An 18636-nucleotide genomic window follows, 5' to 3' on the forward strand; every position below is an offset into this window, starting at 1 on the left:
TTATTTGACACAGTTTACTTTACACCCTCAAATTCTATCTCCAATGTAAATATCGCATCGGATCAAAGAGACAACAAAGCGCAATTATTGCCTCTATAATCCACATGTTCCTAAACAGAATTTTTTCTTTTAGACAGCGAGAACAGGAAATGGTAGTTTATCATTTCTTATTAAAATTTCTGATAACAGAATCTAAGAAAAATCTATAATGGCTAGATAGTATAATTTATTCCCACAACCCCAGCCTTTTGTATAATTCGGATTTATATTGTCCTCCAATTGGAATATCTGGAAGGCTCCCCTTCATTTTCATAACATTTCCCTCTACCCGCTTAGCAAAATCCAAATTAACTATAAATGATTTGTGAACCCTGATAAACTGTTCTGCCGTCGAAAGCTTTTCTTCCATATCTATCAACTTCTTCCATACATTGTACTTCTTTTCCAATGTCTCGATCCAAACATAATCTTTATCCCCCTGTATATAAAAAACCTCATTATAAGGAGAAATAATAATATTTGATCTATCCTTAATAATAAGAAAATCTCTCTTCGATTTTACCCCCTTCTGATCCTCAAGAAACAGTTGAGCCTTATCAATAGTTTTCATCATTCTATCTACGCTAAGAGGTTTCAAAATATAATCCAAAACATTTAATTCATATCCTTCAAGCGCATAAGTTGGATCTCCTGTTACAAATACAAATAATGGAGGTTTTTGTAGAGTTTTCAACAGAGTAATACCGTCCATATCGGGCATTCGAATATCACTAAAAACAAGATCGACCTTGTCTGATTTTAAGATTTGTATGGCATCGAAAGCATTTTCGTATACTCCTAATATCTCTATTTCTGGAATCTTGTCTAAATGTGACACTACAACCTCTCGTGCCAATTCTTCATCATCAATTACAATACACTTAATCATTTTACTTATTTTAAAGTTTTATTTTCAAAAAAACAGCATAATATTCCTCTTCTTGAATTATATCAAGAGAGTAACGGTCATTATAATAAATATCCAATCTCCGCTTTACATTCTGCAATCCTATTCCTCCGTATTGGTGTTTCTCCGCAAAGTTGTTTACACTATTAGAAATGTTATAGGTTAAAATATCATCATCTATACTTAGATCTAATTTAATCCAGGCGTTTTTTCGGCTACGATCAGGTCCATGTTTTATAGCATTTTCTAGGAAAGGTATCAAAATCAGAGGCACAATTTGGTAAGGCTCATTAACTTCTTGTACATTAAATTCAAATTTAACACTATCTCTATAGCGCAAACTCATTAGGTCAATAAAACCCTTAAGAAATTGAATTTCATGACTCATAAAGATCTTGTCATCTTTCGTCTGGTACAGGATATGCCTTAGCAGATTTGATAAGTTTAAAATAGCTTTTGGCGTATTGGTATCTTGAATCTCTGCCATACGGTAAATACTGTTAAGCGTATTAAAAACAAAATGTGGCGAAATCTGAGATTTTAAAATATTGAGTTCCATCTGGAGATTATCACGTTCGAGACTCAATTTATCTTTTTCAAGACCTAGATTATCCCGCTCCAACTCCATCTTATCTCTTTCCAAAATAGTAAGACGATGTGCGCCATCAAAGATCACTTTGGTAAGTTTAGGTGCCAGTGGAAGTGATACCAAAAACAAAAAATCCAAAATTAAATCAGATGTTTTGTCCAATCTAAAAAGGCCAAAATAACCTTCTTCAAGAAAAAACTGAAAATATGAATATATATTTTTCTCACTTTTTGGAATAATATACACTGCAATTTTGCAATCTAAATATGTAATTGTAACCCACCAAAAATAAGAGAAGATTATAAATAATAACGACGGAATTATTTTGCCATTTGACACCCACTTTGGCATAATCCAAGAAGCTATATAGAATAAACTTGCAGTAACAATCAGGTCTTTTACAGCAAAGATCCAGAAATACTCTCCGACCATCCTTTCGTAGGTAAGATAATATAAAGTGGAAATAACCAACCAAAAAAATAAATGCGTAAGAATACGAGTTCTCGGAGTATACCATTTTCCCCAAATTAATTCTCTTTCCATCTATATACAGCAAAATTACTGACAAGTCATTAGACATGCAATAAGTAGGAAAATTAGAAAAAATAAAACAAAAAAACTAACAAATAAATAGCAATTACTTTAATCATACTGAAATAAAAAAAGGCAAAATGCGCAAACAGCTATTATTAAGCATTTTAAAAAACATAAAATAAACAAAATATGTATTGTATTAATGTTGTCGCAGTTTAATTTGGAAAATATAGATATCGGGCTAATTACCTTAAAAATATAGGTCAAAATGGAGTTGGTCGAAAAAATTTGATTGATACACCTTTATAGTATAAATTGATCCTATTTATTTTTTAGCAACTGGCACATCTTATTTAAAACATCAAGATTTATACAAATATTAATTTCAACCCAAGTGTGCCAATTTCTAACATCAAATTATGAACGAAGTCGTCATTATAGAAAGTTGTGAAGAAGAGATTTATGAGTCAAAGATCACTAAGCATAAACCCCAACACTGCAAATTTCCAGTATTGAGGTTACCTTGGTACGTCTCCCAACATACTGAGGTTATAATCTCCAGACAATCCAGCTCTATGTTGCCATATATCTTTTTACGGAATAATATACCGAGTCTAGCCTTAGAGTCATACCCCGTCTACACACTTAGAGGATATCCCAACCGTCCAGATGGTAAGCATCGTTACGAGCCATTTGATGGTTGGGAACGATTACCTCCGCTGGGCAATGATAATGTACAGCAATCTCTATTTTAATTCAACTCATTATATTGACAAAAAAAACACTGTTAGGCTAATCTAACAGTGTTTTTTTATATTAATTATTCAGTTATTCTTACAAATGAAACGGAAATCAGTTGTCGTAATTAACTTTCGGCATGAAAATTCCCCGGCTCTATTTCATCTTAATTTTTAACTCGCTTCTATTTTTTATATTCCCTATTAACCGATCAGTATTAAAATAAAATGAATATCTATCCTTCCTTATTTTACTACTAGCCTTTAGTTCCATTCTTTTCTTTTCCATTCCCAGAATCCAAGCAATAGCTGGGTCATATTGCATTCCAAAGTCAGTATCTGTATCGTCATTCAAGGAGATATCAGCTTTGATACCTTTGAAATAGTTGTTTTCCCTATTGGCATTTTTGAGTTCATACATCCCTAAATACAGGTCAAATTGATCCATTGGAATTCCAAATGATCCAACTGGCTTTCCGTAAGTATATACAGCAGAAAGGTTATCCTCTGATACGCCTATGACCTGAACATCCATATACGGTTTTAAAATATTGATCAGTAACTCACTTGCAGATGCAGTTTTGTTGCTCACTATAAAGTAAACTTTTTTTAAATCCGTCAACCCTTCATCTTTATGAAAATACGTTGTATTGGCTTCCACGCTATAATCAATATCATAAAGACTTATCTCTTTACCATTAATGATAACAGGCCGATTATATTCATCATACAATTTGTAGTTTTCTAATACTTTTGAATTCCCACCCTGCATTTGCCTGTTGTAATGTTCAGTATACATAATCTTGCCATTAGTAGATATAGGTACAACCGCATTTGCGATATAATCGGCCGTTACCTGATATCCCCCCTGATTGTACCGAAGGTCAATAATTAGTTCGTTAATTTTTTCCTGTGAAAAGGAAAGAAAAATTGGTGTAAGATATTTCCGTGCGTTTTGAATTGGGGTGAAACTATTTAATGCAAAATAACCGATTTTCCTTTCTCCATTTCTCAATATATTTTGCTTTACCACCGGATTTATTTCATACGAAGCTGCATTTAAACGCACTTCACGCTTTTTTATACCATCCTCTGTCACTTCTAACTTAATGAACGACATGGAAAGTGATTTTTTCCATTGCTCTAGAAATGAATCTTCTGCTAACACATGTTCTCCATTTATGGATAAAATTTGCATACCACGCCTGAGCCCTGCTTTACCTGCTGGTGAATTGGGATCAACATACAATAAACGGAGAATATTATTTCTAATCACTACGGAAAGACCAAACGTATTACTTACATTATAAACATTCTGAGGTTCTCTTTCTTGTAATTCTCTGAATACAATACCGGAATATTTAGGTCTATTCAGATCTAATAGATTCTGTTCATAGAGCGCTCCTGTTTCCACATCTTTCGCAAATTGTGTTATTTCAAATATTTCATTTTCATAACACCGAAACTCACTCAGACCCGGATTATAAAACCGCAAGGGGTTGAAACGATCAACCGAAGGAAGTTGATCGTTCCATAGATATACCCCTTTTGCGAGAAGAAAAATAGAATCCAAATTTTCAATTATTCTTTTTTGCTCTTTAGATACTTGAGGTATATCATCATTCTTTTTAGTACAAGATTGCATCACACTAAAAATGGCAATTAATATAAATATATATTGTATTCTAGTCATCACTAATAACTCTCATCAGACCTCATAGCATTGTAATGATCGTAGACTTTAGAAAGAATACGATAATTTTCACTTGCTACCATATCAAAATGTGTATAATCTCTTGAAGTTGTAGCATCAGACCCATATTTAACATAATAGAATACTTTTTTATTTTCGATTCGCTGATTCGCCGTCGGATATTTTAGAACCAAATCATCCGTTCGTTTAGACGTACTCCAAGACCCCGCCCAATTATAGGTACTTTTCGAACCAAAACTCCTTTCATATTTATATGTTACAAAAATAGGAACATCTTTATAAGGGATTGTTGCAGCTGGATCTTGATAAAAGCTCATATAAATATCGGAATCTGTATACTTTGGGTTTGAGGATGAATTAGCTTCCCAACTGCTATTTTTATATTCAATTCGGACATAAGGTTTTTCAAAAGGCCCATAGTTAATCTGAAAAGGCGCTTCGACCAATCCGTTCCCACTGTTCAAGTAAGCAAGTTGAAAGGCAATAGGCACTCCAGGACTTGCCTTGGAATACGTTGTATTAGCACTTAATACTTGAATAAAACCATTTAATCCAGCAACAGCTACAGCAGGAGAAGTATCCGTGCCGATCCCCGTATATTTAACTTTTATCGTTGCTGAATTTATTATATCTTTCTCTTCATTAGTTAATGAGGTACCGATTCCAATCAGATTTTTTAATATTCCGAGCTGTTTATATACAGCATTATACAGTTTAGTTGAACTATAGGAAGATTCGATTACCATTATACCCATGCGACCATAGGTCACACTTTTTACATAGACCGGAGTTACCCCTCCAGTAATGGCCTGCATATCCAGACCTGTAGGATCAAATAGTTGAGTATTATTTTGTGGCACATCCATGTCTATTGTAAAATTGTGCTGGAAAAATTTAATCTTAATTGCCGATGTTGAAGCAATAAGATGGTTCTCCCCTTGCTGCGTTGTATTGGTGTTAACTAAAAACGCATCTATTCCTTTATTAAATCCATAAATAGTTTTCAATTCCTCATATACACGAAAAGTATCCATTTCTACTATCAAAGACGCAGCGCCGACTTCACCGGGATTAGTATTCTCTAAATCTGTCAGTGCCGCATTGTATAATGCCGCTTGAGAAGTTGGACGGGGAAGACTGGTTCGGGCAACTGCGGAACCAGAAACTGGCATAGAAGTAGATATGGTAATCGGGCGGATATTATTGGAAATCCCTGTTAGCATCTGTGGGGAAAAAATACCTTCAATGCTCTGTCCCCTTAGAATGGCGCCCGGATAAATATTAAGTCCCATAGATTGATCTGAAATAGTGAACATCTGGGATTTATATTTCTGATAGAAATATAATTTATTTGGATCAGGGGTTGGAGCATTACTACCATTAACAATGATCCCGGGTCCGTCTTTGTAGCCACCCGAACCTGCTTTAGGTTTAAAAGGATTATCTTCATCTGGCGGTGTAGTTAAGTCTGCTCTTTTCCCTCCTGCTGATCTTTTGCCAGACACATTATTTTCCGGGTTAGATTTTGAACCGACAATAAAACCTTGGATCTTCGGTATTCGTAGTTTATCAAGAGCTTGTTTACCGTTGCCATTGTTAAAATCGGAATCCAGTTTCGAACAACTGATGGCGAAGATTATCATCAGTACCAAAGGAACATATTTAATGATACCTTTCAAGAAATAATTAATTCTCCTTTTCATATTTTAAGATTTTATAAGCATAGGTCTCCCTGACATCAGGAAACATGATGCTAATTGGTTAAAAAAAGTGTAATTACTTTATCTAGAACTTTACGTCAAGCTTTAAATTTAATTCATTTGGATATTAACTACCTAACGGCATTCCATTACCTATTGACCATTTTCGGGTCCTTTTCTCTTTTAGCTGACCTTTTTCATCATAGATATTATAGCTAGCGCTTACCACATTATTCTGAACATTATAATCAGTAATTTTTATAGAATAGTCTGCCGGAATATTATTTGTCTCCTTTAGGTTATCTCGCCAAATCACAACCTTCTTTCCTGCCCACTTATCCTCTACACTGGTGACAATTTGCATCCTACCCACGTAACCGTCATTTAAGAACAGCATATATTCATAGTTGTTAATCGGGATATTCCATAAATTACCAGAAGGATAGTAAGCATCAGATGCATCTATATCCTTCGTATAGCGAATGGAAAAATCACGTTCATAACAGACCAACTGCGTTCCCCGTTGTCCGAGCCCCATATTACCTCCGCCTCTGTTAAGATCTTTTTCAGTACCTTCTCTTACTAATAAGCCATTTCCATACCATTGAACTAATTGATTGTCCAGAACTTTATAAGTCCAGTCTAAGGGTTCTTCAACTTTATACTTTTTGGTATAAAATTTCTTGCTGTCAAGATCTATATTCGCCAGAAGCTGAATATGTTTTTCTTGTATATCTATGTTATCGAGCACAATTCTTAATGAAAGCGTAGCATGATTGGCATTGATATATTTACTAGGCGCAACAAGATAGGTAAAAAGCTTACTCGAATTTTCAGGAATCTCACTTGCTTCTATCGTTGGGCAAACCTCTGAAAAAATCGTCTTCCCATCTTTATTATCGACCCTGACCTCCAAAGTATTATCCAGTGTACTTACTACATAATATTTATTCCCGATACTATCTGTTTTAGCTTCAGTTCTCCATTTTTCATTTTTTTTTACAGGAATATCAGGAGTATCTTTTTTACATGAGAATAAGAAGCATGCCATTAGTAAACATACACTTAAAATCCCTAAACTCTTTTGTCTATATGCTGTATTCATCATCATAAAATATATTTAATGGTCAATTCTAAACGTCGTTTTAAATGGCGAGTTATCTTTTAGATATTTTGCAGTATAGTAAATCGGCACACCTGGATCACTCGCAGTAAATGTACCTACGTTCTGCGCGATAAAATCAGATACACCATCAGGACTTGGATTGATCAATAACTGTATCACATTATTCCCTAGAGTACTTCCCAAAAGATAGATCGTTATACGACAACTTGCAAAAAGATTTGTTTCTTCCTGAGTGTAGGATTCAGTGGTCTTTTTAAGGATCTTCTTCACCATCTTCTGAAAAGCGCTGCTCATTTCGGAACTATTGTTGTTAGATTCAAGCACTAATAATCCAAACCTACCATAAGTTACGGAATTAATATATACCGGAGAAATTCCATCAAAAGCATTGGCGGGAATAGAAGCCATATCAATCAGCTCATTAGCAGCAGGATCAGACATCGAATAGGTAAAATTCTCTACTGTGTAACTGGCCATGAATTTAGTGGAGTAGTAGGTTCCGCTTGAATAGGAATCAAAATTTGTATTAGTCGAAGAAAATAGCTTATGCTGATTTACATTATAGCCAAAAGCATATTTCACTTCCTCATATTTTGAAAATGCGGCAAAATAGTCTGAGTAATTAAGTATCGTATTACCTGAAAAACCTGGGGCCAAAAGAGCATTTCGTAAAAATATCCGGCTATTGGATAGACTTGGGACGGAGAGAGTTCCTATTGATAAACTGGAAGGAAATGACAACTGGACACTGATTGGCGCAGTTTGATAACCAGAAAAGGTCTCAAATTGGTCGGATGCTATTGACGCAGCCTTTAAAAGTGAGCCGGGATAAATATAACTTAGATTCCCCGGTGTTACGACCATCTCATCAGATTCATAAAATGAGCTTGTTCCCGTCCCATTTGTCCATACACTATCCCGAAGATGTATCATTCCAGCAGTTTTTTTGCGGTCAAATACTGTTTTGATGTCTTTATTTTTATTCCTCAGATCAACAATATCCAAGGGTGCAATACGAAGTTTGCTAAAATATTCCGAGAGCAGTTTCCCATCGCCTTTTTCAGCAGGCGATGGGTTTTGAATTTCTTCCTTTTTACATCCTATAAATGAAAGGAGGAAAAAAATGGCTATGATTATTTTGACTCTCATACCAAATAAAATTTAAATGACCTAATTGGCAATATTAATCTTGAACTGATTCCTAAAGGTGGCAAAATCATCGAGATAATTTAAAGAGTAATAAAGAATATCCCCTGGACTATCTTTTGTAAAACCACCATTTCCAGCCAAAACCTCTGCAAAACCTGTTAGACCAGTTGTTATTGCCTTAACGATACTCTTTCCATCAGCTCCGATAATATACACTTTCATCCGCGAATTATTTATTATAGTTTTCTGCGCATTAGTTAGTCGCAAGTTCAATGCTGCTGAAAAGGCTGGACCTAGACTGTCAGTCGACGAGACGTTTAACATTTCTGCGGATAATGTTAGCGCCACATTAAGTGTTTTTTTGACCGCGGTGTAAGAGGAATCTGACTCCATGATAAAAATCCCCTTTCTTCCATAAGTTACCGAACTGACAATTACAGGTCTGATTCCATTGAATATAGAGTAGTCAAAATTGCTCTTGAGAAAAGGCTCATAAATTGGAGGTTCGATAGCGATGGAAAAGTTCTCTTGCGTAAATTCAGCCCTTACAATTGTTGTAGCAGTTGAATTTTCAAGGGTATCCAGATAATTAACAGTTAAAATTTTAGCAAGATTCAAATTTGCTCCAAAAGACTTTTTTAGTTCCTCGGTCTTTCTAAATTGACTTTGTTCGTAAGTAAAGGATTGGATCTGGTTTCCTGCTGCCGAACTCAATGCTGCGCGCAGATAACTAAGATCTTGTATTTTAGAAGGAATGACAGTTCTATAGATACTATCAGTAGGGAAATTGGCGTACATGGTGATCGGGTTTCTATAAGTAACTGGTATGAAAACCGGATTCACATTGTCTACATCAATTGCCGCCTCCCCCTTTAGAATAGCACCCAGATATAATTTTCTTCTCGTCTCTTCTAGAACCGCTGGAATATCTGTTGTTTCATAGAAAGAGGTCTTTCCTGTATTGTTGGGCCAAATACTGTCTCTGAGGAATGTAAGGGAATTTTGTTTACTTTTTTTTGTAAAACCTTGTATTCCTGCCGTATCAAAACTTGAAAGGTTTATCTCGGTAGGTTTAAAAGTGTAAGTTTTAAGACCTTTAAGTCCAGAACTTGGCTCAATTGTTCCGCCCGGAACGAGATCTTTAGAACAGGAAGTGATTAAAACCACAAATGATGCTATTAAAGCAATACAATTTAGTTTCTTTTTCATAATCGGTAATATATAAAGTTTAAAATTGGACAATTCATACCCAAACTTATCCCCTTCTTCTTTTATAATTTTACCGATATATTTATCCCCTAATTATACCATGTTGGAATTAAAAGTAGCAATCTAAAATACTTTCATTTCGAATTATAAAAGGTCTTCTTTCCCTAATTATTTATAATTCTAAACCTTATTTTATTTATAACCAAATAAACTCGACGAACGAAGTTTCGACCAATACAAACACACCCATTGGCACGATGAAAAAAAAAACAGAACTTAATATCCAATACTTCTAAACTAAAAACGATCTCCACAGATTTCTCTCCAATACCAATTTTAAGGATAGAATAAATGCTAAAGAAAGGAGGTAAGTACTTTTTCCTTGGGAAAGTAAAATATTATCACAGAGAAAGAAGTAAAGATAAAACTAAACTACTCGCTTGTGCTTGGTGGTGATAATGTAATATTGTTTATTGTTAGTTTCAGGCCAAATTAAAATTACTATATTCAAGTAAATAATTGGAATCTTCCCAGCTTTAACCTTAATAGTATTTCCAATTGTCTATTTGCTTTCTTTCTAATGACAAGAATAAATATTTAATTTTATTTTTTGTTACTGGAACATTCTTAATAGGAATTGCCGTATATAATGTAAATGAAATAACATTATGACAACAAAAGAATTTCTACAAAGCCAAAAGCAGGAGTGGTTTCCCAAATCTTCGACCTTTGATCGAAATGAGTATCCAGTTTGTGGAAGCCTTTCTGGCTCATTCTTCTACAGGTTGATCCCTAATCCCACTGAAAGACATCCTCCTGAATTCGTATTTATAAAACCGGATGACAATGGAATCCATTCATTAGCGATGAAGGGGCACATAGCTCAATGGAATATGGCATGGGAAGCGGGGCATTTGAGAGGAGAAATACTAAGGGCTGAGATGCCCGAATCGTTCAGTTGGTTAGATAATTATAAGGATGCAAACATTTACTTATTACCTTATTCTGCGAAGCATGGTTATTATGCACACCAACATTTGCTCAATCTATTACCTGCTAGAACAAGAGAGAAATTTGGATTGCCATTGACAAAAAGAGGAATATGGCCTACAGAGTCGGCTCATTGGTTTCTCGACAGAATACTGCCTAAAGATTTTGATCAAAGACTGTCAAGGGCAATGGCCTACCATATTTGGCCTCTTATCAATAATTCTTCAAGAATTAATAGATATACTAAATCAGAACCGATTTCGCTTTTAACACATAATCTTAATTATTGGTCTCCATTTCTAAACAAAATAATTGAAGAAAAGTTATTACTGGCTTCGCCTACTCCATATAAAAATGAAAAAGATAGGCGTAACGCAGTAAAACAGAACAAGATAATGCCACAGGGCATATATATGGATAGCCCCAGAATGGGAGAATTTGCTTGGTATGGAGAAGACGAGGCATGGGAGGTTACCAAAGAGCTGGTTGGTTTAGCCAATAAGGACGGGCAACTTTCCAATATAATTGATGCGATAAAATCAAATCGGGTTTCTGATGATTTTTCCGAATTATGGAGTCGGGAAAAAGAAGATTTTGAACGTAAAATATATAGCAAGCGATCAAAAATTAAGGTTTCTTTCGTGGAGATTGATAATGCAATACCAGTACACGGACCGACCTCCGAAGTACATGAAGACTTAATTTGGGAAGATTTTATTGCGCTGCTCAATCCAAAAGAAAAGCAGATCGTTATTTGTCTGAAAAATGGCATTACGAAGCTCTCTGATATCGGTCAATACCTCGGTTATGCCAATCATAGTCCTATTTCGAAAGCGATGACAGCAATTAGAAAGAAAGCTAAAGCATTGATAAATCTTTAATACATATGCTAGTGATAACAGATTTTAAGTTTTCTGAATTGCATTATAGACGGTAAGTTGATGAGCAATTATTTTCTGACCAGGATAAACTAACTTATTTTTACCTTCTTAATAAATTGTAATGGAGGCACTAAAGATTCTATTGAACTCTTGTGACCTGCACTAGAAAAGCCGCTATCCCGTACGAAACTGTTTTCTATACTTTAAGGGTGATACCTTTGTCACCACCTTAAATTGTTTGCTGAAATGTGCCCAACTGTTATAGCCGCTGTCATAACAGATATCCAAAATCGGCCGATCCGTATCACGCAAAAGTTTGCAGGCATGACCAATCCGGAGCTCCTTGATAAAATCAAAATAACTCTTTTTAATGTTCTTTTTGAAAAAGCGGCAAAACGCCGAAATCGACATATTCGTGCTGGCGGCAACCTCTTCCAAGGAAATAGGGTTTAAGAAATTCTTGAAGGAATAATCTATTATCGCTTCGATAACGATGTTTTCATCACGGCCTGCAATCGTATCAAAAGCCATGGTGATCACCTTTTGCTCCTCTGATGCCCCAATCCTATCCATACAGCTTAATAATAGCTGGATACGTTCAAGCCCCTCCATATTTTCAATCTGACGGATCATAAGAGCGATCTCTTTCGAAAGATCTCCCGTAAGCTGGATTCCCGTGCTATCATTTTTCAACAAGCCCGCGATAACATGCATCTCGGGCAGCGCTAAAAATCCCGCTCCCCAAAAATCCTTTAGAAAATGAACAACAATCGCGCTCCCCATAGCATCCGACTTTGATTTGCGGAACCAATGCGGCAGATCCGAGCCAAGGAAAAATACATCGCCTTGTTTGTAATCACCGATGTAATCACCAATAAGCGCTGTACCGTTTCCCTCGGTGATCAAAATCAGCTCACACTCGGGATGCCTATGCCAAGCCGTTTCAAAAGTCGGTGTTCTGTACGTTCTACAGGCAAAAGAGTATTGTTCTTCAACGTGTATTTTCTGGATCAGTGTTTTCATTATAGAAATCTTATTAGCGAATACATCTGCTATCTGAACACATAATATACGATTATAAACACAACAAATGGCAAGATAGCATATTTTTTCAGCCAAATAGCAGTTGAAAGATGCTCGTTGGATACTGTAAATTTATCATACGACAAGGGAACCACATGTGAATCGTATGCGGCTATCGCATAAAAAATAAACCAAAATAAAATTATGAACTCAACCTCAATAATAATCAACCATGGAAGCTAATACGTATGATGCCATCGTCGTAGGCTCCGGCATCAGTGGCGGATGGGCCGCAAAAGAACTTTGTGAAAAGGGATTAAAGGTCCTGATGCTGGAACGTGGAGGCCCTTACGAACATGTCAAAGATTATAAATCTGCCTTACGCGAACCATGGGATCTCCCGCACCGCGGACGTACAACTACAGAACAGAAAAAGAAGTATCCTGTTATCCATCGTGGCTGGGCTGCCTCAGAAGCCGTCATGGACGGTTGGGTGAATGAGGAGGACTGTCCTTATACCGAATTGAAACCTTTTACCTGGTGGCGTAGCTACCGCATGGGCGGGCGCTCTACTTTATGGGGCCGGCAGTCCTATAGGTTTAGTCAAATGGACTTTGAAGCCAATGAACGGGATGGAATCGCTGTATCTTGGCCCATTGGCTATCATGATATCGCCCCTTGGTATGACCATGTTGAAAAATTTGCCGGTATCAGCGGATCCATAGAAAATATCCCACACTTGCCCGATGGACAGTTTCTTCCCCCAATGGAGCTGAACTGCGTCGAAAAGGACGTAGCCAAACGTATTAAACAAGAATATGGAGACAAGCGACACCTGATCATTGGACGAACCGCAAACCTAACAGCCCTGATTCCTGGCCGGTCAAAATGTCAATTTAGAAATCGATGCTGGGAAGGATGCCCTTTCGGAGGCTATTTTAGCACACAGTCCTCTACCCTACCCGCAGCAATGAAAACCGGCAACCTGACCGTCCGGCCCTACTCGCTGGTTCGGCAAGTCCTCTATGATAAAAATACCAAAAAGGCTAGCGGCGTAGAGGTGTTGGACACCGAGACCAACCAAACCTATGAATTCAAAAGTAAAGTGGTCTTTCTGTGCGCATCGGCTCTCAACAGTACATGGATCTTATTCAACTCCGCAACAGACATCTGGCCCGACGGTTTGGGTAGCAGTAGTGGGGAACTAGGACATAATGTGATGGACCATCATTACAACATCGGTGCTTCCGGAATCGTGGAAGGCTACGAAGACAGGTATATATTCGGGAAAAGAGCCAATGGCTTTTATATTCCGCGATTTGTCAATATAGGTAACGACAAAAGAGACTACCTACGTGGTTTCGGTTATCAAGGAGGCGCCAGTCGTGAAGGTTGGGGCAGAGAGGTTGCCGAACTCAATATTGGCGGTGATTTCAAAGATGCGCTCACCGAGCCCGGTCAGTGGACCATCGGCGCCACCGCTTTCGGCGAGATACTCCCTTACCACGATAATAAAATCGCTCTGGACAAAGAGCGAAAGGATAAATGGGGATTGCCGGTACTGGCCATGGATGCTGAGCTGAAAGAGAATGAGCTGAAGATGCGGAAAGATATGCAGGAAGAAATGAAAGCCATGCTTGCCATCGCGGGAATAAAAAATGTGAACACCTGGGATAATGGCCATGCTATGGGGCATGGTATCCACGAAATGGGAACCGCAAGAATGGGGCTGGATCCCAAAACCTCAGTACTCAACAAATGGAATCAAGTATGGGATTGTCTCAATGTATATGTCACCGATGGCGCCTGCATGACCTCCTCGGGCTGCCAAAATCCTTCGCTGACTTATATGGCACTGACAGCAAGGGCGGTAGATCATGCCGTCAGTGAGCTCAAGAAAATTAACAGTTAAGCCAATGGAAAGAAGAACACTTTTAAAGATGATCGCACTGCTTACAGGCGGAGCCGTAATTGGCGGCAATGCTTTTCTGACGGGCTGCAGCTCCAGCAAAGAACACGACCTTAAGGAACGCCTCAAGTTAACTCCACAGCAAATCGCACTTTTGGATGAGGTGGCAGACACCATACTCCCCACCACGCAAAAAAGCCCGGGAGCCAAAGCAGCTAAAGTCGGTTCTTTTATGACAGTCATGGTGAATGACTGTTACGAGGTCCCAGATCAGCAAATATTTCTCGAGGGGATGGAAAAATTGGAGGCGGCATGTAAAAAAATGCATCATCTGGGATTCGTGGAAGCCACAGCCGAGCAGCGGCTTGCCCTACTAACAGCTATTGACAAGGAAGCAAAAGAATATGCACAAAAAAAAGGAGAGGCACCCAATCATTATTACACCATGTTTAAGCAGTTGACACTCCTTGGCTATTTCTCCTCGGAAATTGGTTATAAACAGGCACTCCGTTATAATCAGGTTCCGGGCCGATATGAAGGGGATGTTCCCTATAAAAAAGGAGATAAAGCATGGGCTTAAAACAACCAACAGAAAAATATAAGGCCACCCCCTATGGGCAATCTTATTTACATAAAAAATATTTATGACAACAATTAAAGGACCTGCTATTTTTTTAGCGCAATTTGCCGGCGACAACGCGCCGTTTAATACCCTGGAAAGCATCTGTAAATGGGCTGCCTCGATCGGTTACAAAGGTATCCAGATACCTACCTGGGATGCTCGATTGATCAATCTCCAAAGAGCTGCGGAAGATAAAGATTATGCATTGCAGCTCAAGACTACTGTGCAATCCTACGGCTTGGAGATCACCGAACTATCCACGCACCTCCAAGGGCAGCTGATTGCTGTAAACCCTTCTTTTGACCCGTTATTTGACTCATTCGCACCGTCAGAACTGCATAATAATCCCAAAGAGCGGCAGCAATGGGCTGTACAGCAGCTCTACTACGCGATCAAAGCCTCCCATAACCTCGGACTGAAGGCCCTTGCGACGTTCAGCGGCGCATTTCTTTGGCCCTACGTTTATCCTTGGCCGCAACGTCCGGAGAATCTAGTGGAAACAGGATTCACGGCACTCGCCAATATGTGGCTCCCCATATTGGATGCCTGCGAACAATACGATGTGGATCTCTGCTATGAACTCCATCCCGGTGAAGATCTGCACGATGGTGTCACTTTCGACATGTTCCTTGCAAAAGTCAATTATCATAAACGGGCAAATATCCTGTACGATCCCTCACATTTCGTACTGCAATGCCTTGACTACCTGCAATTCATCGACATCTATCACGAGCGGATCAAAATGTTCCATGTAAAAGATGCTGAATTCAATCCATCTGGCCGTCAAGGTGTATATGGTGGTTATCAAAATTGGCAAGCACGAGCTGGCCGTTTTCGTTCCATTGGCGATGGGCAGGTCAATTTTAAGGCGATCTTTACCAAGCTGACGCAATATGATTTTAAGGGCTGGGCAGTCCTGGAATGGGAATGTGCCTTTAAAAACTCCGAAGATGGGGCCCGTGAAGGTGCACAACATATCAAGGATTACATTATTCGGGTAAGTGATCATGCATTCGACGACTTTGCATCTGCTGGTCCTGATGACAACCTGAATCGAAAATTGATAGGTTTATCAGACGATTAACAGCCTAAAATACAGTTATTATGGAAATCAAAAAAATCAGGATGGGCATGGTGGGGGGTGGCAAAAATGCTTTTATTGGTGCCGTACACCGTATGGCAGCAGGTATAGATGGACAGATCGAACTATGTTGCGGCGCATTAAGTTCGGATCCCGTTAAAGCACAGGAATCTGGAGAACTCCTTTCGCTCCCCACGGATCGAATCTACGCAAATTTTCAGGAAATGATCCTGCGCGAAAGTCAGCTACCACCTGACGAACGGATGCATTTTGTAAGCATTGTAACTCCAAATGTTGCCCATTTTGAGCCAGCCATGCTAGCCCTGACACACGGGTTTCATGTGCTGCTGGAAAAGCCCATGACATTCACGCGCAAAGAAGCGGAATTATTACAGCAGAAAATCAATGAAACAGGACTCCTGCTTTGCGTCACCTATACCTATTCGGCATATCCCATGGTCAAACAGGCGCGCCAGCTGGTACGCGAAGGCAAACTTGGCAATATCCGTAAAATCATGGTCGAATATCCACAGGGCTGGCTGAGCACGTTAATCGAGACGGAATCTCCACTTGCTGCCTGGAGAACAGATCCCGAAAAAGGTGGATTGAGCAGTTGCATGGGTGATATCGGAACGCATGCGGCCCATTTGGCTGAATATATTTCCGGCCTAAAAATAACCCAAATATGTGCCGATCTGCGAACCGTCGTGGCTGGAAGACGATTGGAAGATGACGGAAATGTCCTACTGAGATTTGAAAATGATGCGACAGGAGTGCTCTCAGCCTCACAGGTAGCGGCAGGGGAAGAAAATGCTTTAAAAATACGGATATACGGCGAGAGAGCAGGGTTGGAATGGAACCAGCAGGATCCGAATACTCTTCTACTAAAATGGCTCAATGAACCAGCTCAAATATTTCGTGCAGGACAGCAATATCTTTCCTCCCTCGCCCAGCACAACACTCGCTTGCCGGCCGGACACCCAGAAGGTTATATCGAAGCATTTGCCAATATCTACAGAAATTTTTCAGCTACAATTCTCGCCAACTTAAACGGTACCAGTCCTACCGAGACCATGTTGGATTTTCCTACGGTAGCAGATGGAGCAAGGGGAATGAAATTTATCGAAACAGTGATAGCTTCTGGACAGTCCAGTCAAAAATGGACAGCATTCTGATGACCATCACGACAATATAGACTTCAGCAATAGATTCCCTTACCGAAATTACTGCATCATCATCAAATAAGAAGCCTTATAGATAGTTCAGTAATTTCGGTTTTCACAATTTTTAGGAATTCTAATATCAACGTATAATACCCTTATACACCGCATCTCGCAGTATGCCCCCCTCGGTATCACCGGCATACTCCCAATACATTGCACCTAGTAATCCCTGCTCATGCACATACTCACATTTCAGGGCAATGGATTCGGGCGTTTCAAAAGTTAATACCAGAGTTCCTTGCGCATTGACCAAATAGTGTGCCTTCGCTTCATCATCCCATTTCTGTTCAAAACCCTGCAAATTCAGGAGATCCTTATAGTCGATAAAACCTTTGATATCGGTTTTATTTCCGCGTCCATAAAATGGAATGCCAAGCACCAGCTTTTCGGCAGGCATACCGCCAGCGATATGCGCCTTAACGGCCTCAGCACATGTCGTGCGCCCCGATAAAGATGAACGGTGCAGGCTCGCATGATGATAAGGAGGATTGCCTGAGTCATAGGTCATGATATTCACAAAATCCACGTCGTTTTTAATCTGGTCGAATGCAATATATTGACCACTTGATACAGAGGCCAGTGTCAATAACTTTTTCCTACCGATGGCCTTACGAATATCCCGCATTAGCAACGTAAAATTTTCTGTATCCGATTCCGTCGCGGAAATACCGGCAGAAGAGTTGGTCGGGTATTCCCAGTCAATATCAATGCCGTCAAGCTTAAACTCTTTTACAACACGTGCGCAATCCCCCGCAAATTTTCTCCGATTAGCAGCATCAGCAGCCATCTCACTAAAGCGGCCACTTCCCCAACCTCCAATGGAAAGCAGTATTTTAAGGTGAGGATGTGCTTTCTTCAGATCAGTGATACTCCTTAATCTTGTTTCATTGTCAATGCGCACACCGTCAAAATGATCATTTACATGACCAAATGCATAATTGATATGTGTCAGGTACGTCGGATCCGGCATCACGCTTGACCAGGAAGTCACATAAGCAATCACCACTTTTTTATTTTTTTCAAATGCATAGCTCTTTTGGGGACAAATAATCATTGTCAATAAAGCTATCGCCGCAAAGCTAAAGGCGAATAGCTTTAGGGGTTTCGTAACATGTTTAGATTTCATACTGATTATAATAAAAATTGAAAATTAATAATGCTAATTCTGGGCCAATCAACTTCATGATGACCTCTGGCAAACAA

The 18636-nt window shown here is 38.8% G+C and carries 15 protein-coding genes; 6 read left to right on the forward strand and 9 right to left on the reverse strand.

Translation table 11 applies throughout. The features are described from left to right. Window positions 1–226: 226 nt before the first annotated feature. Window positions 227–928, reverse strand: a complete 702-nt coding sequence (locus G6053_RS25305; protein ID WP_108636887.1) for a LytTR family DNA-binding domain-containing protein — start codon at window positions 926–928, stop codon at window positions 227–229. A 10-nt stretch (window positions 929–938) separates the two neighbouring features. After that, a complete protein-coding gene (locus G6053_RS25310) occupies window positions 939–2078 on the reverse strand; it encodes a histidine kinase (protein WP_108636886.1) in 1140 nt (379 codons plus the stop codon). A 410-nt stretch (window positions 2079–2488) separates the two neighbouring features. Between G6053_RS25310 and G6053_RS25315 the strand changes: the two genes are divergently transcribed. Then, entirely contained in the window at window positions 2489–2824 is a 336-nt protein-coding gene (locus G6053_RS25315; protein WP_146191158.1) for a hypothetical protein, read from the forward strand. Between the two features lie 139 nt (window positions 2825–2963). Here the strand turns inward: G6053_RS25315 and G6053_RS25320 are convergent, their stop codons facing one another. From G6053_RS25320 to G6053_RS25340, 5 genes are all read right to left on the reverse strand, one after another. Further along, window positions 2964–4499 carry a S41 family peptidase gene (locus tag G6053_RS25320; RefSeq protein ID WP_146191157.1) on the reverse strand — a complete coding sequence of 512 codons (1536 nt, stop codon included), beginning with the start codon at window positions 4497–4499 and terminating at the stop codon, window positions 2964–2966. 2 nt (window positions 4500–4501) lie between these two features. Continuing rightward, window positions 4502–6199, reverse strand: a complete 1698-nt coding sequence (locus G6053_RS25325) for a thiol-activated cytolysin family protein (RefSeq protein ID WP_165308973.1) — start codon at window positions 6197–6199, stop codon at window positions 4502–4504. A gap of 148 nt (window positions 6200–6347) precedes the next feature. Continuing rightward, entirely contained in the window at window positions 6348–7331 is a 984-nt protein-coding gene (locus tag G6053_RS25330) for a hypothetical protein (protein ID WP_165308974.1), read from the reverse strand. 9 nt (window positions 7332–7340) lie between these two features. Next, window positions 7341–8495, reverse strand: a complete 1155-nt coding sequence (locus G6053_RS25335) for a thiol-activated cytolysin family protein (RefSeq protein WP_165308975.1) — start codon at window positions 8493–8495, stop codon at window positions 7341–7343. 21 nt (window positions 8496–8516) lie between these two features. Further along, window positions 8517–9704, reverse strand: a complete 1188-nt coding sequence (locus G6053_RS25340; protein ID WP_165308976.1) for a thiol-activated cytolysin family protein — start codon at window positions 9702–9704, stop codon at window positions 8517–8519. A 668-nt stretch (window positions 9705–10372) separates the two neighbouring features. On the opposite strand from G6053_RS25340, the gene G6053_RS25345 reads away from it, so the two are divergent. Then, on the forward strand, window positions 10373–11575 hold the full coding sequence (locus G6053_RS25345) for a sigma-70 family RNA polymerase sigma factor (protein WP_165308977.1): 1203 nt from the start codon (window positions 10373–10375) through the stop codon (window positions 11573–11575). 174 nt (window positions 11576–11749) lie between these two features. Here G6053_RS25345 and G6053_RS25350 read toward each other — a convergent pair whose 3' ends face one another. Beyond that, on the reverse strand, window positions 11750–12598 hold the full coding sequence (locus G6053_RS25350; RefSeq protein ID WP_165308978.1) for an AraC family transcriptional regulator: 849 nt from the start codon (window positions 12596–12598) through the stop codon (window positions 11750–11752). 232 nt (window positions 12599–12830) lie between these two features. On the opposite strand from G6053_RS25350, the gene G6053_RS25355 reads away from it, so the two are divergent. The 4 genes from G6053_RS25355 to G6053_RS25370 all read left to right on the forward strand — a co-directional run bounded on the left by G6053_RS25355 (window position 12831) and on the right by G6053_RS25370 (window position 17385). Next, window positions 12831–14510 carry a GMC family oxidoreductase gene (locus tag G6053_RS25355; protein ID WP_108636877.1) on the forward strand — a complete coding sequence of 560 codons (1680 nt, stop codon included), beginning with the start codon at window positions 12831–12833 and terminating at the stop codon, window positions 14508–14510. A 4-nt stretch (window positions 14511–14514) separates the two neighbouring features. Then, window positions 14515–15087, forward strand: coding sequence for a gluconate 2-dehydrogenase subunit 3 family protein (locus G6053_RS25360; RefSeq protein ID WP_108636876.1), 573 nt, complete (start codon window positions 14515–14517; stop codon window positions 15085–15087). A gap of 64 nt (window positions 15088–15151) precedes the next feature. Further along, a complete protein-coding gene (locus G6053_RS25365) occupies window positions 15152–16213 on the forward strand; it encodes a sugar phosphate isomerase/epimerase (RefSeq protein ID WP_165308979.1) in 1062 nt (353 codons plus the stop codon). A gap of 20 nt (window positions 16214–16233) precedes the next feature. Continuing rightward, on the forward strand, window positions 16234–17385 hold the full coding sequence (locus G6053_RS25370) for a Gfo/Idh/MocA family oxidoreductase (RefSeq protein ID WP_165308980.1): 1152 nt from the start codon (window positions 16234–16236) through the stop codon (window positions 17383–17385). A 127-nt stretch (window positions 17386–17512) separates the two neighbouring features. Here G6053_RS25370 and G6053_RS25375 read toward each other — a convergent pair whose 3' ends face one another. Next, window positions 17513–18559: a glycoside hydrolase family 18 protein gene (locus tag G6053_RS25375; RefSeq protein ID WP_165308981.1), complete on the reverse strand. Its 1047-nt coding sequence runs from the start codon at window positions 18557–18559 to the stop codon at window positions 17513–17515. Between the last annotated feature and the right edge of the window lie 77 nt (window positions 18560–18636).

Source organism: Sphingobacterium sp. DR205, from assembly GCF_011064245.1.
GTDB classification, from domain to species: domain Bacteria; phylum Bacteroidota; class Bacteroidia; order Sphingobacteriales; family Sphingobacteriaceae; genus Sphingobacterium; species Sphingobacterium athyrii.

Bases quoted from the DNA above. Each gene is read 5' to 3' on its own strand.
- G6053_RS25375 (WP_165308981.1), bottom strand. From the start codon at position 18,559: ATGAAATCTAAACATGTTACGAAACCCCTAAAGCTATTCGCCTTTAGC.
- G6053_RS25350 (WP_165308978.1), bottom strand. From the start codon at position 12,598: ATGAAAACACTGATCCAGAAAATACACGTTGAAGAACAATACTCTTTT.
- G6053_RS25315 (WP_146191158.1), top strand. From the start codon at position 2,489: ATGAACGAAGTCGTCATTATAGAAAGTTGTGAAGAAGAGATTTATGAG.
- G6053_RS25355 (WP_108636877.1), top strand. From the start codon at position 12,831: ATGGAAGCTAATACGTATGATGCCATCGTCGTAGGCTCCGGCATCAGT.
- G6053_RS25320 (WP_146191157.1), bottom strand. From the start codon at position 4,499: ATGACTAGAATACAATATATATTTATATTAATTGCCATTTTTAGTGTG.
- G6053_RS25370 (WP_165308980.1), top strand. From the start codon at position 16,234: ATGGAAATCAAAAAAATCAGGATGGGCATGGTGGGGGGTGGCAAAAAT.
- G6053_RS25365 (WP_165308979.1), top strand. From the start codon at position 15,152: ATGACAACAATTAAAGGACCTGCTATTTTTTTAGCGCAATTTGCCGGC.
- G6053_RS25310 (WP_108636886.1), bottom strand. From the start codon at position 2,078: ATGGAAAGAGAATTAATTTGGGGAAAATGGTATACTCCGAGAACTCGT.
- G6053_RS25330 (WP_165308974.1), bottom strand. From the start codon at position 7,331: ATGATGATGAATACAGCATATAGACAAAAGAGTTTAGGGATTTTAAGT.
- G6053_RS25345 (WP_165308977.1), top strand. From the start codon at position 10,373: ATGACAACAAAAGAATTTCTACAAAGCCAAAAGCAGGAGTGGTTTCCC.
- G6053_RS25335 (WP_165308975.1), bottom strand. From the start codon at position 8,495: ATGAGAGTCAAAATAATCATAGCCATTTTTTTCCTCCTTTCATTTATA.
- G6053_RS25360 (WP_108636876.1), top strand. From the start codon at position 14,515: ATGGAAAGAAGAACACTTTTAAAGATGATCGCACTGCTTACAGGCGGA.
- G6053_RS25305 (WP_108636887.1), bottom strand. From the start codon at position 928: ATGATTAAGTGTATTGTAATTGATGATGAAGAATTGGCACGAGAGGTT.
- G6053_RS25340 (WP_165308976.1), bottom strand. From the start codon at position 9,704: ATGAAAAAGAAACTAAATTGTATTGCTTTAATAGCATCATTTGTGGTT.